Here is a 15,137-nt window from a genome sequence, read left to right on the forward strand (position 1 = left end):
TATATTTTTATATAGATCTCTATCTTAATCTTATATAACTTAAACTTAATATAAGTATACTAAATTCTCTTTCATAACAACCATCAATACAACCTTTATGATAAATATGAAAATTAATTAAGGTTATAACGTATTCGTTCTCCTTATTATTTAATCATTCAATATAACATATATAAATATTTTATGAAAAACCATCAATCTACCCTTATATTAAAAAATATTTCTTTCTAAATGTAGATCAAAGATATAAAAATATCTATCACGCTGTATAAATTACAGATAGATATGCACTTTTTTCTCAATTTTTCTATATACAATCAATAACTCATAAAGATGAAATAAATCTAAAACTTACTATCTAGCTTTTATGAAATACTCTTAAGATCAAAATATTTATATTTCTAAACCAACTTATAACTTTTAATCAATTTGTCTTATCTTGTAAGCTTTGTCTTACAGAAGACTTATTATTTAAATAATCTCTTAAACCGTTGTTACGCAAGACACAAGCACTGCATTTTCTACACCCATAACTCTTTATACCATTATAACATGTAATGGTTTCATGAATCACAAAGTATAATACTCCAAGAAAATCTGCTAACGCCCAAATTTCAGCTTTAGTAAACCTCATTAAAGGGGTTTTAAAAACAATATCGAAGTGCATTCCTAATGATATAGAACGATTCATAGCAAGAATAAAGGCATTACGGCAATCCGGATAACCTGAAAAATCTGTTTCACAAACCCCTATAATCACAACTGAAGATTTTAACTGATAAGCATACATTGAAGCTAATGTTAGAAACAAAATATTGCGACCTGGAACAAAAGTACTAGGTATAGACCTATCTTGATGGGTTCTCACCTCAAGATCTGATAAGTTATTAGTTATTAAACTAGAAGATGTAAGTTCATATAAAAACGAAATATCCATAAATTTATGAGACTGAACGCCTAATTTCAAAGCAAGATTTCTCGCAATATCAATCTCTTTCTTATGGCGTTGTCCATAATAAAATGTCAAACAATAAATAAATTTATACTGCCTAAGAGCCTGTATTAAACATATAGTTGAGTCCTGCCCACCACTAAAGACTACAACCGCTGTCTTTTTCATCTATCAACTCTCTCGGGAATAAGATTAATTCTTTCTTAAGATATCAATCACATTATTTTTAGTTAATTTTAATTTAAAGAAAATAAATATCTATATAACCATAAAATGGTTTTATGGTAAATAATATCAGATATAATACTACTATAGGAACATTTTATAATTAGATTAAAAATCTAAATCTTAGAAAAATACAAGAAGGATAAAATATTAATCGATATAAAACATAAAACAATATAAACGTAAAATTCTTATGAAATCATATGAAACAACTAATCTATTATAATGAAATCAATCAATATTCGATGAATCATTCAAATGACACATAGAATAGTAATTAGATAAAATAATTACCTACTCTTATCTAATAACCTTATTTTCAATGAATTATCTCTTAAAAAGCGTGAACCCCTAAAAAAACAAAAAATTAATACATATATCTATAAACTATATAATATACTGAATGCTATTTAAACCACCGTTAATACTATTAATAACCATACTTAATAATCGTATAGACAAAAAAATAAGATCTATTAGATAATCAAAAATTAATCTTAATTGAACAAAACATACAAACACTATAATGCCATAGTCCCTTCTTAATTATCATAGAAGAATCTATCTATATAAGCTATACGAAATTATAAAAAATAAAAATACCAATAACTCTAGGCTTGTCCTCAATAACACCTAGAAATTCTCTAACTTATTATAAAAATACAAAATTAAAATAGTCTTATTTTTTCTCTAAAAAAAAGAATAGCATATATCTTATAAAACTATCATGATTATTATTTAAGCAGAAAAATAAATAAAAAAAAGAGCTAGAACATTAATTACTACACCATCCAATATCTATTAACATATAGCTAATTAACTTCAAGATAAGAAATGAATTTCAGTCTTATTACTCATTAAATGTATTTTTATAAAAAATTTATAATCTTTAATTTAAAATCTTAATAAACCAATTATATATTATATATTAATAAATAATAGATAAAAAATTATCCAAAATATATTTAAAAAAATTTATGAATTAATAAATATAAACAATAAATACTCATTTACATAAAAAGCCTTCTGAAATAAAAAACTACTAGTAAATATATAAATCTTATTATTTAATAAATAAACTATTAGATATTTTATTGAATAACTTGAGAATCTTCCTAATGAAACAAAACATATTAATATTAAATGCATTAGCATTAAGCTTGGGTTTAACTCTTCAATCCTTTCCTGTAATCTCTAGTGAGAGCACTGTACCATCTAAACAGTCACCACAATCTAATAGCCTAGCTCCCATGTTAGAAACTGTGATGCCATCAGTAGTGAGCATCAATGTTGAGGGAACAGTACTACGTAAAACAGAACAATTTTCACAATTCCAACCTTTCTTTGGTGGTAATTCACCATTTTGCCAAGAAGGCTCCCCGTTCCTTGGCTCACCACTATGCCCATCAGGCCCACCAAGCGATAACTATGGCTCAGATGGACAGCAACAGAAATTTCGAGCACTAGGCTCCGGAGTAGTAATCGATGCCATAAAAGGATATGTAGTAACCAACAACCACGTTGTTGATAATGCAACAAAAATTCAAGTACAATTAAGTGATGGAAGAAAATATGACGCCAAAATTATCGGTAAAGATCCTCGATCAGATATTGCTTTAATTCAAATATCAGAAGTCAAAAACCTTATAGCTATTAAGATTGCTGATTCAGAAAACCTACGTGTAGGCGACTATACTGTTGCCATTGGCAATCCTTATGGTCTTGGAGAAACTGTAACTTCAGGTATTATTTCCGCTTTAGGACGAAGCGGACTAAATACAGATCACTATGAAAACTTTATCCAAACCGATGCTGCGATTAATCGGGGAAACTCAGGTGGTGCATTAATTAATTTAAGTGGTGAGCTCATTGGTATTAATACTGCTATTCTTGCACCAGATGGAGGTAATATCGGTATTGGATTTGCCATTCCATCAAATATGGTAAAAAACCTATGCGCTCAAATGATTACCTATGGCCAAGTAAAAAGAGGGGAATTAGGAATTATTGGAATCGAGCTCAACTCAGAACTAGCTAAAGCAATTAAAGTTGATGTTCAGCGAGGTGCGTTTATTAGCCAAGTTTTACCAAAATCTTCAGCAGCACGGGCTGGCATACGAGCAGGTGATGTAATCGTTTCAATTAATAATAAACCAATCTCCAGTTTTGCTGCCTTACGCGCTCAAATAGGTTCATTACCAGTAGGAACGACAATGAAATTAGGTATAATACGTTCTGGAACACCAATAAGTATTACTCTTTCTTTAGAACCAAGTAGTACAGATAAAGTAGAATCTGGTAGTATATATGGTGGCATTGAGGGCGCAGATCTTAAAAATTACGATGCACAAGGTATAAAGGGAGTTAAAATTGATAGCCTAAAAGAGGGCTCGGCAGCAGCGAAAATTGGTCTTAAAAAGAACGATGTTATTTTGGGAATTAATCAACAACCAATTACTAATTTAGATGAACTACGAAAAATCCTTGATAGAAAACCTGCGGTTCTTGCACTTAACATTCAACGTGGTGAAAACTCAATCTATCTTCTTATGCAGTAAAAATAAGAGAAAATATCTATTAATCATATATTCATAACTCTGTCTTTATAAGAAAGAGTTTATCTATTCCTTAAAACCAACTTTTCTAAATAAAAGAAGATTCTTTATTAAAATAATGATTTTTTTCTTTGTAACCCTACAAAAAATATAACATAGCACCCCACCTAGTGAAAAACGTTCTATTAAGGATTTAAACTTATGGTAATTGTTACCGGAGGAGCTGGATTTATTGGTAGTAATATTATTCACTCCTTAAATGAAAAAAATTATACTGATATACTAGTAGTAGACAACCTTAACAACGGTATTAAATTTTCTAATATTTCAAATCTACATATTTCTGATTATATAGATAAAGAAAGTTTTCGAATATCTATTCTAACGAATAAGCATTTCTTTAGAAACGTCGAGGCTGTATTTCATGAAGGGGCTTGTACAGATACAACTGAATGGAATGGAAAATACATGATGGATAATAATTATCAGTATTCTAAAGACCTGCTGAACTGGTGTATTACACAAAATATTCCATTTCTTTATGCTTCCTCTGCTTCTGTTTATGGTCACTGTAAAACTGAATGTCTTGAAGAATCTAAATACGAATCTCCACTCAATATTTACAGCTATTCAAAAATGCTTTTTGATCATTATGTTCGAAAAGCTTTAAAAAAAGCAAAATCACCAATTTGTGGATGTCGTTACTTTAATGTCTATGGAGAAAAAGAAACCCATAAAAATAATATGGCCAGTATAATATTTCACTTAAACAAACAAATACAAACTGGAAAAGACCCTCAATTATTTATAGGTAGTCATAATTTTAAACGTGATTTTATTTACGTAAAAGACGCAGTATCAATAAAACTTTGGTTATGGGAAAACACCATATCTGGAATTTTTAACTGCGGATCTGGCGTTGCCACTTCATTTCAAGAAGTAGCTGAAATCATATTAGAATTTCATAAAAAAAATGAAATTCAATACATTCCTTTTCCAGAAAACCTTAAAGGATTTTATCAAAAATTCACCAAAGCAAATCTTACAAAACTCAAAAAAACAGGCTATATTCCATCATTTAAACACATTAAAATAGGGGTTTTAGAATATATAAAATCACTCAATCCTACCATAAAACGGTGAAAAAATAAGAGAATGAAAATTCTAGTTATAGGGCCTTCTTGGATTGGCGATATGATGATGTCGCACAGTCTTTATCGTACTTTAAAAACAAACAATCCTAAAACGATCATTGATGTAATCGCACCTAAGTGGTGTCAACCATTAATATCGCGCATGCCAGAAGTACGCAAAGCATTAACTATGCCATTAAATCATGGAATACTTAACTTAAAAGAACGTTGGCGTTTCAGTAAAATGTTACGCCCATCATGTTATGATCAAGCTTTTGTTTTACCTGGTTCATTTAAATCTGCTCTAATCCCTTTTTTAGCATCTATTCCACGTCGTACTGGATGGCGTGGAGAAATGCGTTATGGATTACTAAATGATCTACGTGTATTAAACCATATAAATTTTCCACTAATGGTGCACCGATATATAGCATTAGGATACGAAAAAACACGTATACATAGCATAAACGACCTACCAAAACCCCTTTGTTTACCTCAACTTACAGTAAATGATGAAGAAAAAAAAACTACCCTTAATACATTTAAAATCGATTACAAGAAACCAATTATCAGTTTATGCCCTGGAACAGCTCATGGACTATCTAAATGCTGGCCATTTTATCATTATTCAGAACTAACCAAACACTTAATTAATCTTGGTTATCAAATTTTATTACTTGGATCTACTAATGAAAAATATATTGGAACAGCAATTTTAAAGGGCATTCCAAAAAAAAACCGAAAATATTGCTATAATTTTATTGGTAAAACAAACTTAGAAGAAGCTGTTATCCTTATCTCTTGCTCTCGTGTTATGATTAGCAATGATTCTGGATTAATGCATGTTGCTTCTGCATTAAATCAACCATTAATTGCACTGTACGGTCCCAGTAACCCAAGCTTTACTCCTCCCCTTTCCAAGAATGCACGAATTATTCATTTGATGAGTAATAAAGAAAAAATAAAAAAAAACGATATATACACTGGTTATCATCCAAGTCTTATTAGGATTACGCCAGAAAAGGTAATTACTGAACTAAAAACACTCAACCTTATTTAAAGGCGTTTCAATGCGGATTTTAATCATTAAGACATCTTCAATGGGAGATGTAATCCAGACTCTACCCGCATTAACTGATTCGATGCTAACACTCCCTAATATTCGTTTTGATTGGGTAGTAGAAGAAGACTTTTCTGAGATTCCTGGTTGGCATCCAGCAGTGGATAAAGTAATTCCAGTAGCATTGCGTCGTTGGCGAAAAAATTGGTTTAGTCATCAAATACGACAGGAAAGAGAGAAATTTAAACATGCAGTTCAATTAAATAAATATGACGCTATAATTGATGCTCAAGGTTTAATAAAAAGCGCTTGGTTTATTACTCGCCTAACACGAGGAATACGACATGGAAGTGATTTCCTCAGTGCCAAAGAATCATTATCCAGTCTAGTGTATGACAAACGTCATATAATTCACAAAAAACAACATGCCGTGAAACGAATGAGAATTCTCTTTTCTAAAAGTCTCAATTATATCATGCCACAAATAAATGCTAACTATGCTATTATAGATTTCTTTGCAAAAAAGGCCTCTCAAGATTCTAAAAAATATCTTGTATTTTTACATGCAACAACCCGAAAAAATAAACATTGGCCAGAAAAAAATTGGCGTAAATTAATTAATTCTATTGATGGTAACGGTCTACATATAAAATTACCATGGGGCACAAATGATGAATGGCAACGCGCCAAGAGGTTAGCAAGGGGATTCAACTATGTTGAGGTGTTACCCAAGATGTCTTTAGAAGAATTAGCACATATATTGACCAATTCTCGTGCCGTAGTGTCAGTTGACACAGGACTGAGCCATCTAGCCGCTGCACTTGACCAACCAAATATAACACTGTATGGACCAACTAACCACGAATTAATTGGCAAATATGGTTATAATCAAATTTCACTATGCTCATTAGATAAACATATGGATACACTTACTTCTGCTATGGTGCAAAAAGAATTAGAAAAGGTGATTAAATGAAAACACTTCATATCATTAATTTATATGAATTAGGTGGTGTAGAGCGCATGTTTCTGCAATATATTAACCATATTGATCATGAAAATGATGTAGTTATTTGTATCAGTCCTAAAGTTAGCAGTAATATTACAGAAAAATTGAAAAAAAAGTAATTTTTTCTAGTCGATTATGTAATAATCTAGCTCTTCGATGTCCACAATTTATTCGTAAATTTTGGCTTAAATGGAAAATTGAAAAAACTTCTTCTGATATTATCATTATATGGGATCTTGTCATTAGACTATCTTCTAAACCAAAAAATAAAAAAATGATCTACTATGATCATGGAGCTTCTTCACGCTTAACTTTGAATAAAAAAACAATAATTTTTTTTTCAATGATTGATGGTGTAATTTCAGTTTCACATGCATCAAAAAGAATCATGGAATTACGATTTCAACTTCCATGCCCCCATGTAGTAGTACATAATGGGATTAAAAAACCAATAAATATAAAGGTTAAAAATAAATTATCCCCTTTTCCACTCCGACTAGGAACAGCATCACGTTTAGTCAATCTTAAGGGGATTAGCGTATCTCTTCTAACGCTACATGAATTATTATTACGTGGTCATAACGTAACAATTGAAATTGTTGGACAAGGACCATATAAAAAGCAATTAGAAATATTAACACAAAAATTAAATTTAAATGATCAAGTTATATTTTCACCTTTTCAAAATGAATTGTCTGATTTTTTTAATCGCATTGATATTTATATGAGCACTCCAATTACAGAATCATTCGGCCTATCTTGTCTAGAAGCCCTCTACTATGGAGTTCCAGTAATTTTCCCTCTTATTGATGGTCAGCCTGAAATAGTTAGTAACCGTATATGTGGACTAGGACTAGTCCCGAAGGTATCAGTAGAAGAACATGAATACATTACAGGAATAAAAATTAATTATCCCCATGAAGTATATGATCCAATCTCCGATACTTTGATAAGACCAAAGCTTCTCTCACATATAGACTGTTCTAATGCAGTAGAAATGTTAATGGTCAATGATACTTATAGTCGATTTAGCCTGAATGCGCAACGCTGTATCAGAGATAAATTTACATTCGATATTTGTGAACAACAACTTCAAAATACATTGTTCTTCTTTTTAAAAAAATAATATTATTATCTATATATACTAGACAATACTGTAACATTATAATAATGTTTCAAGCATCTTAGATGTCGAAGATTTAATTATTAATTTTTTATATACCATTACTGAGCTAAATCAATGTTTTATCTCGATAAATTTATTTACAATTTTTAAAAAAAATAGAAAATAGATAGACATCTTCTTATTAATTTTAATTAATAAATAATTAATAATTTTTACTTACTCTGATATTATATAAATTGAATACTATAGTTAATTTATATAATCGACTTTTAAAAAACTGTTTTTCACAATTTTTGTGTATTTTATACTAAGTAATTCTATAGATAGTTATAGTGTATAATAAAATACACAATTCATCTCATAAGAGATGAGACATATCAATCAAATTTTATCAATAGTATATTACTTACCAGAACCTATAATAAAATATAGATTACAGATAGAATAGATAATCTGTATCTATTGAGGTGTATTAAAAATCAACTAATGAGTCTCTATAAATTTAGACTACATTCTACATTACTTTTATATGTTCAGAATGATAGTGTCTGTTTTAATAAAAAAAACAAGCTAAATCATGCTAAAAAGTAATAAATATAGTACTTCTAATTACTCACAATTAGAAGCTCCATTCATCTTCTAATTTCTAGATTAGAAATATATAAAACTTCTTCTTTATTAAAAGCAAGGTATTATTAATAATAATAATATTTTACCAATACAACTATTGTATTATTATAATAATTAAAACTAAATAATATTTTTTTTTCGTACTAAAAATTACAAAATATCACTAAATTTTTGATAATAAAATATTTCTATTAATCTAATATTAACTTGCAGCTAAATTATTTCTCATATTAAAAACCTATGAATCAAAATACTAGAATATTCAAAATAAATATTTATACTTTATATAAATAAATAAAAAAATAAATTACACTTAATTTATTTTTAATAAGTGATGTACATTTTATTTTCATGAAAAAATTTAATGAAATGTATTCCAATGCACTAGATGTTATTTATATTATTCAAATCAACATTCTTGAACTCATCCAATCTATAAGAATTTTATTTATAATAAAAAGTATTTAAATCATAGAAACTTATCTATATCATGATATTTTATAAATACACCCACTAATATCTATTCTTCTCTCATCTTCTTGTTCAATATTATTAATTCTTAGTTATAAGAACATATTCAATATTATTGAATCATATCATTACAATTCTTATTATAATTTTCTAATAAATTATTATAATATATGCAACATTATTCAATCTTTTTAATTAAAAATTTTAATATGGTGGGTCGTGCAAGATTCGAACCTGCGACCAATTGATTAAAAGTCAACTGCTCTACCAACTGAGCTAACGACCCAATCTAAATATGGTGGGTAATGACGGACTCGAACCGCCGACCCCCTCCGTGTAAAGGAGGTGCTCTACCAACTGAGCTAATCACCCTTATTCTCTTCTTTAGATTATAGAGAATATATAAACAAAGAGTCAATAAATTTAAATATTAAAATACACTATTTTCTTTCTATTCTTCCACATAAGCTATATTAATCTTTTCATATTCTTAACTTAAGTTCTATTAAAACGAATAAATTTTCAAAACTAAATAAATTAACAAGTACTAATGAACATTGTAACAAGAATGTTCTTGTATTATACAATACAGAAGATTAAAAATAATACAAATATCACTGAATTTCATTCAGATCAAAAATCACTTACTGATTACAGCAAAATGGTACGATTTCCATTTAAAAAAACACGCTGTGTTACAATTTGATATAACGCTCGAGTAAGTACATTTTTTTCAACATCACGACAAGCTCTCCTCATATCTTCTGGATTATAACTGTGATCAATAGGTATAACATCCTGAATAATAATAGCCCCCCCATCAAGATCTTCATTTACATAATGCGCTGTAGCGCCAATCATCTTTACACCACGATTATATGCTTGATGATAAGGACGAGATCCAATAAATGCAGGTAAAAAAGAATGATGAATATTAATAATTTTATTTTTATAACGATGAACAAAATCTTCTGTGAGTACACGCATATATTTTGCTAAAACTATGTAATCAGGACAATAAAAATCAATCTTATCCGCTATATTATTATCATGTTGAACGCGTGTAAAACTTTTGTGGTTAGAAAAAATAAATGGTATGTTAAAACATGTTACTAATGAACGCAACGTTTCATGATTACTAATGACTACAGCAATATCCAAGTCTAATTCGTTATAAGCACTTTTCATTAACAACTCACCTACACAATGAGTTTCTTGGCTAGCTAAAATCACAATTCTCTGGCGTCTAAGAGAGTGTAATTCAGATCTGGATCCTATCGGTAAAACATAATCCAAATCTTTAAGAAATTTATTATTATCAAAATAACCTTCTAAATCTGTACGCATAAAAAATAAATTGGTATCATCATCAACAAATTGATTATTTTCTAAAATATTAAGTTCATTCCGATAACACATATTAGTAATTTTTGAAAGCAATCCCTTTGAATCCGAAGAAACAACATGTAATATTCTTCGTTGCAGGCTTGGTTTAATCATTCTAAACATATCCTGTTTATATGATATATATTCGTAGTATATATACCATGTTAGCTCATATAACTCTTAAATCAGAAAGATCAATATTAATGTGATGATTGCATTTAATGATACGAACACGTATTTTAACATCCTTTACCTATTCAAACATTTATATTTATGAATATTCACATAACTTGTGAATAAATATAAGCTAGAATGAAATTTCGCTAATAAATACACACTATTATTATAACGAAACAATAATATTATTATAGTGTATTGTAAAAAACTATGAACCATCTACCAAAATTAATTCACCGTTAATTATTGAAATATAGATAAATGCACGATTATTTCTCTATAAAACTATTACACTCTCAGATAAAAATAATAATGATAGAAATCAATGTCATAATCTAAAAACAATTCAACGAAATTAAAACCTCATGTATTATATGTTTATTAATATCAAAGAATTCTGATAATATCCGAAATATTAGAGAAAAAGAAATAGTTTTTACAAAAAATATTTCTTTGACCATAGGTCTTTTCGCATCTTCCAAGAATAGATAACGATATCATGTTATAATTTTTTCTTAAAATTGAATAAAAAATTATCACTCTCTATATAAATAGTTATTACTAAATAAAAAATAGAGCTAAAATTAAAAATAAAACACCATATTTACATAGTAAATTAAAATCAAAAAAACAATGTATCTTACTTCATAAATTAATAATAAATTTTATATCTCCCTACATTTTCCTTAATAAGTAGAAAAACCATCTTTTGAATATATACAATACCTTCAAAACCAAAGCAATGATTAATAGATGACTGTATTACATATCAAATAAAAATATTATTTTTAATACAAAATATGTTAAATTACTCGAAAAATAATCTAATTAGATCTAATTTAATACTAAAACGCATTCAAATACGCATAAAATTATTATAATATAATTATTAAATCTCTTAAAGAAGATGATAAACTCACCCTAAATCTACTTTGACTACTACTTATCACTATATCTCTAATCTTAATAAACAACCCATAAATGACTTTTACATCATAACTCTATTCTTTTTCTAATTACATAATTTCTGGATATTTAAAATCCAATCCTGACATAAAGATGTCAATCTATAAAAAATATTCTCTATATAAAAAATCTCTGGACATCTCAAAATCAAAAAAAAATAATTGATCCATAAAACATTTTATTAAAAATCTTAATTACGTTATTCTAACTATAGAAAACTAGATAAATCTCTATAATTTATGCAATCACATTTGAGAAACTGTATTACTATTTAGTACCTTATTTCTTATTAAAAATTATTTTTTTTCTAAGACATCGAATAGAACATTCTATAATTCTGATAAAAAATTTAATAAAAATATAATATTTTCTTATATCCATTTATCTTAACTTTGAAATAATCCTTGAAAGAAAATCAACTGTTCAATAAATAGTTCTCAAAATAATGACATTTATATTAAAATCGTCCTTTTCTAATTAAAAGATATATATTCTTATATGTATAAATATATATTAGATATATTAAATTATAATTTATCTACTAAATAAATAATATTAAATATAATCCTTCTCCTTTAAAATATTTCAGTATATTTACTTCTTTTCTTAACTTGTATCAAAGTACAGATCTTATCTCTATTTTTTTAACTTCATATAATATTTTTATGTATATAAAAAATATTAACAAAAACCATAAAATCAATTAGTATGACACTACCTTTGTTTTCAATCAACAACCATGCATAGTTATTATGTAATAAATCAAAACCACCGTTAATCCATTTAACTAAAATAAAAACTACTATGACTTACCTTGATATTTTTAATAATTGGTGGAGCTGGCGGGAGTTGAACCCGCGTCCAGAATGGCTATACAATTGGCACTACATGCTTAGTCCTATTATTAGATTTATTTATTAGCCGCGAATGGACACGCAACTAAAAAACTAGCTTAATTTAATTTAACATATCAATCCCAAGCAAGATATCCATGCGATCTCTTTTAATTTTGACCTCTCTATTCTTCTATTCTAAGAGAAGAGAATATAAAGAGAGAGGGCACCTTCAGTTTATTAAACGAATTAAGCTGCTAACGCAACAGGTGCAAAGTTTTTATCATTTGCGACTATTTATACGGCTTTTAACGAGGCCAACCGCCCCTCGGCATGCACCTCCCGCTTTACACATCCTGTCAAATCCATAATCAGCCCCATATTCTAAGTAATAGTTACTACTGATAAAAAATACATTATACTATTTTCTAATAAATGCACAATTAATATTTTTTACTATACGCTCTTTATTTAATTTCCACTCACGATCTTTTAAATCATTACGCTTATCATACTTCTTTTTCCCTTGTGCAATCCCAATCTTAAGCTTAGCCCAAGCGCTTTTCCAATAAATTGATAAAGCTATTACTGTACATCCATCATGATTGACTTTTCGAATAAGACAATCTAATTCACTTTTTTTTAAAAGTAACTTACGTTTTTTATTAGGTAAACACGTAATATGTGATGACACAAGACTAAGTGGCTGAAATATGGACCCAAATAAATAAGCTTCACCGTCTCTGAAGATAATATAACTATCATTAATATTTACTTGCTTTGCACGCAAAGATTTTACTTCCCACCCATCTAAAAGTAATCCAGCGTCCATTACTTCATTAATGAAGTAATTATAACGAGCATGCTTATTCATTGCAATAATAGCAGGCATTAAATTCTGTTTTTTATTCATCATCTAAATTTTACTCAATACCTCCAACTTATTAATGCTAAACTATTGACTCTAGATGAAAAATATTCAATTTTTTGCATAAAATTCGTAAAATATATTCTCTAGCTACCCATCTAATGTCGCTCTCAAGTTATCTGTTTAAAATTAAATTTAAAAAGTAAAAATGCACAACATTACTACAGTTATCAATATATAGGTTCTAAGGTAAATAGTTCATTCAAAAATAATCAAAAACAACATACATATATTGTTATTTTTTTCTTCTAAATAAAAAAATGACTACTAACTAGTATAAATTCATAGTAATTCTAATACCTAACTCTACTTACAAAACTCATATAAAAATTATATAATATCTTCTTATCAATCACTAGTGAAATGTATTATAAAAATATAACATAACAATATGCCAATCCGCTTCCTATTAGTAAATAAATTTACACAAAAAAACCATCACAGCTCGTCTTATATGATTTTATCTTATAATAAAAATATAATCATATGAAGATAATACATAGCAATAAAATAAATCCAATCTGCCTCTTCTAAAAAAATATCATTGAAATACACTAATTTATAAAAAATAAAATAAAACACTATTAATTATACCTAATATTATCAATCTTTTATCTATTAAAATACTGTAGAAAAATCATAATACTATGATATTTATCTAAATAAATAACAATATTTGAAATTATATTTGGCCATGCTTTAAATTAATTTTTGATAAAAATAGCTAGAAATACACATAAATATATTTTACAAAAAAACTAATACTTCTGGTTAGCACAGAAGCGCAATGATAATAAAAAATATGAATTAAATTACCATATTATACACACTTCAAATCATGCGTTCTATATACTATGAGTAAATTTATTATGCTAACATAAAATTAGTCAAACAAAATCCATCTATATAATTGTAACAAGTGAAATAACTGTCTAAAAAATACTGGAATTAATATGTCTAATATCATTTGTTCATCATGGGTGCCATTCAGTTCTAAAAAAATGTATATTCTCGTAAATGACATCGAATGTTATCCACAGTTCCTATCTGGATGTATTAGTAGTCGAATAATAAATTGTAATTCTTCGCAAATGACTGCTTCTATGGATATTGAGAAATCCGGAATAAAAATGACCATTATTACCCGCAATACTCTTGTCTCCAATAAAAGCATTCATATGCAGTTACTAGAAGGCCCATTCTCTCAACTGAGTGGCAGCTGGTATTTTATACCAATAAGTGAAAACTCCTGTCAGGTTAGACTAATATTGAATTTAAAGTTTACCGATAGACTAATCGCTATTACATTTAAAAATCTGTTTCAGAAAATAAATAAAAAGATTATTTATTCCTTTATTTACCGTGCAAAAAAAATATATGACAATAAAAATTATGGTTGATGTTGTTTATGCACTGCCTTATAAACAATACTATTATCACCTAACCATGGAGGAAGGAAGCACGGTTGAGCAAACTATTATTAAATCCGGAATAATGACAACTCGAAAAGATATTATTCTTCAAAAAAATAAATTTGGTATTTTTGGTAAATTAGTTAAGTTATCCACACAAGTGCATAATGGTGATCGAGTAGAAATATATCGCCCTTTAGAAAAAAACTATAGAAATTTATTACATCAACAAAAAAACTAACCAACATATAAAAAATAAAAACCTATTCCACCC

Annotated in this window: 9 protein-coding genes, 2 tRNA genes, 1 other RNA gene and 1 pseudogene; 7 read left to right on the forward strand and 6 right to left on the reverse strand. The window is 27.9% G+C overall.

The features are described 5' to 3' along the window. Window positions 1-424: 424 nt before the first annotated feature. Window positions 425-1,120, reverse strand: a complete 696-nt coding sequence (gene queC / locus HACICURT3053_RS02720) for a 7-cyano-7-deazaguanine synthase QueC (protein WP_157992191.1) — start codon at window positions 1,118-1,120, stop codon at window positions 425-427. A 1,175-nt stretch (window positions 1,121-2,295) separates the two neighbouring features. Between queC and degP the strand changes: the two genes are divergently transcribed. From degP to HACICURT3053_RS02745, 5 genes and pseudogenes are all read left to right on the forward strand, one after another. After that, the gene (gene degP / locus HACICURT3053_RS02725; protein ID WP_157992192.1) at window positions 2,296-3,735 is read left to right on the forward strand and encodes a serine endoprotease DegP; all 1,440 of its coding nucleotides are present in this window, start codon (window positions 2,296-2,298) and stop codon (window positions 3,733-3,735) included. A gap of 198 nt (window positions 3,736-3,933) precedes the next feature. Continuing rightward, on the forward strand, window positions 3,934-4,875 hold the full coding sequence (gene rfaD, locus HACICURT3053_RS02730) for an ADP-glyceromanno-heptose 6-epimerase (protein WP_157992193.1): 942 nt from the start codon (window positions 3,934-3,936) through the stop codon (window positions 4,873-4,875). Window positions 4,876-4,887: 12 nt separating this feature from the next. Continuing rightward, window positions 4,888-5,925, forward strand: a complete 1,038-nt coding sequence (waaF, locus tag HACICURT3053_RS02735; RefSeq protein WP_157992194.1) for a lipopolysaccharide heptosyltransferase II — start codon at window positions 4,888-4,890, stop codon at window positions 5,923-5,925. A 10-nt stretch (window positions 5,926-5,935) separates the two neighbouring features. Then, window positions 5,936-6,901 carry a lipopolysaccharide heptosyltransferase RfaC gene (rfaC, locus tag HACICURT3053_RS02740; protein ID WP_157992195.1) on the forward strand — a complete coding sequence of 322 codons (966 nt, stop codon included), beginning with the start codon at window positions 5,936-5,938 and terminating at the stop codon, window positions 6,899-6,901. Continuing rightward, window positions 6,898-8,060 (forward strand): annotated as a pseudogene (locus tag HACICURT3053_RS02745) (glycosyltransferase family 4 protein). Before rfaC ends, HACICURT3053_RS02745 begins: the two are co-directional and overlap by 4 nt. A gap of 1,311 nt (window positions 8,061-9,371) precedes the next feature. On the opposite strand, the gene HACICURT3053_RS02750 reads toward HACICURT3053_RS02745, so the two are convergent. From HACICURT3053_RS02750 to smpB, 5 genes are all read right to left on the reverse strand, one after another. Continuing rightward, window positions 9,372-9,447: transfer RNA gene (locus HACICURT3053_RS02750), tRNA-Lys, on the reverse strand. A 10-nt stretch (window positions 9,448-9,457) separates the two neighbouring features. Then, a tRNA-Val gene (locus tag HACICURT3053_RS02755) sits at window positions 9,458-9,533 on the reverse strand. 279 nt (window positions 9,534-9,812) lie between these two features. Next, entirely contained in the window at window positions 9,813-10,661 is an 849-nt protein-coding gene (gene purU, locus HACICURT3053_RS02760) for a formyltetrahydrofolate deformylase (RefSeq protein ID WP_157992196.1), read from the reverse strand. Between the two features lie 1,860 nt (window positions 10,662-12,521). After that, window positions 12,522-12,902, reverse strand: a transfer-messenger RNA (tmRNA) gene (gene ssrA / locus HACICURT3053_RS02765). Window positions 12,903-12,944: 42 nt separating this feature from the next. Next, a complete protein-coding gene (gene smpB / locus HACICURT3053_RS02770; RefSeq protein WP_157992322.1) occupies window positions 12,945-13,436 on the reverse strand; it encodes an SsrA-binding protein SmpB in 492 nt (163 codons plus the stop codon). Between the two features lie 968 nt (window positions 13,437-14,404). Between smpB and HACICURT3053_RS02775 the strand changes: the two genes are divergently transcribed. Both HACICURT3053_RS02775 and HACICURT3053_RS02780 read left to right on the forward strand, forming a co-directional pair. Beyond that, complete coding sequence (locus tag HACICURT3053_RS02775) at window positions 14,405-14,851, forward strand: SRPBCC family protein (protein WP_157992197.1); 447 nt, start codon at window positions 14,405-14,407, stop codon at window positions 14,849-14,851. Beyond that, the gene (locus HACICURT3053_RS02780; RefSeq protein WP_157992198.1) at window positions 14,829-15,104 is read left to right on the forward strand and encodes an RnfH family protein; all 276 of its coding nucleotides are present in this window, start codon (window positions 14,829-14,831) and stop codon (window positions 15,102-15,104) included. Before HACICURT3053_RS02775 ends, HACICURT3053_RS02780 begins: the two co-directional genes overlap by 23 nt. Window positions 15,105-15,137: the final 33 nt, after the last annotated feature.

Source organism: Candidatus Erwinia haradaeae (assembly GCF_900698855.1).
Lineage (GTDB): Bacteria > Pseudomonadota > Gammaproteobacteria > Enterobacterales > Enterobacteriaceae > Erwinia_E > Erwinia_E haradaeae_F.

What these genes read in the sequence shown, in the direction of transcription:
- queC (WP_157992191.1), bottom strand. Translation starts at nt 1,120, where the DNA reads ATGAAAAAGACAGCGGTTGTAGTCTTTAGTGGTGGGCAGGACTCAACT.
- degP (WP_157992192.1), top strand. Translation starts at nt 2,296, where the DNA reads ATGAAACAAAACATATTAATATTAAATGCATTAGCATTAAGCTTGGGT.
- rfaD (WP_157992193.1), top strand. Translation starts at nt 3,934, where the DNA reads ATGGTAATTGTTACCGGAGGAGCTGGATTTATTGGTAGTAATATTATT.
- waaF (WP_157992194.1), top strand. Translation starts at nt 4,888, where the DNA reads ATGAAAATTCTAGTTATAGGGCCTTCTTGGATTGGCGATATGATGATG.
- rfaC (WP_157992195.1), top strand. Translation starts at nt 5,936, where the DNA reads ATGCGGATTTTAATCATTAAGACATCTTCAATGGGAGATGTAATCCAG.
- purU (WP_157992196.1), bottom strand. Translation starts at nt 10,661, where the DNA reads ATGATTAAACCAAGCCTGCAACGAAGAATATTACATGTTGTTTCTTCG.
- smpB (WP_157992322.1), bottom strand. Translation starts at nt 13,436, where the DNA reads ATGAATAAAAAACAGAATTTAATGCCTGCTATTATTGCAATGAATAAG.
- HACICURT3053_RS02775 (WP_157992197.1), top strand. Translation starts at nt 14,405, where the DNA reads ATGTCTAATATCATTTGTTCATCATGGGTGCCATTCAGTTCTAAAAAA.
- HACICURT3053_RS02780 (WP_157992198.1), top strand. Translation starts at nt 14,829, where the DNA reads ATGACAATAAAAATTATGGTTGATGTTGTTTATGCACTGCCTTATAAA.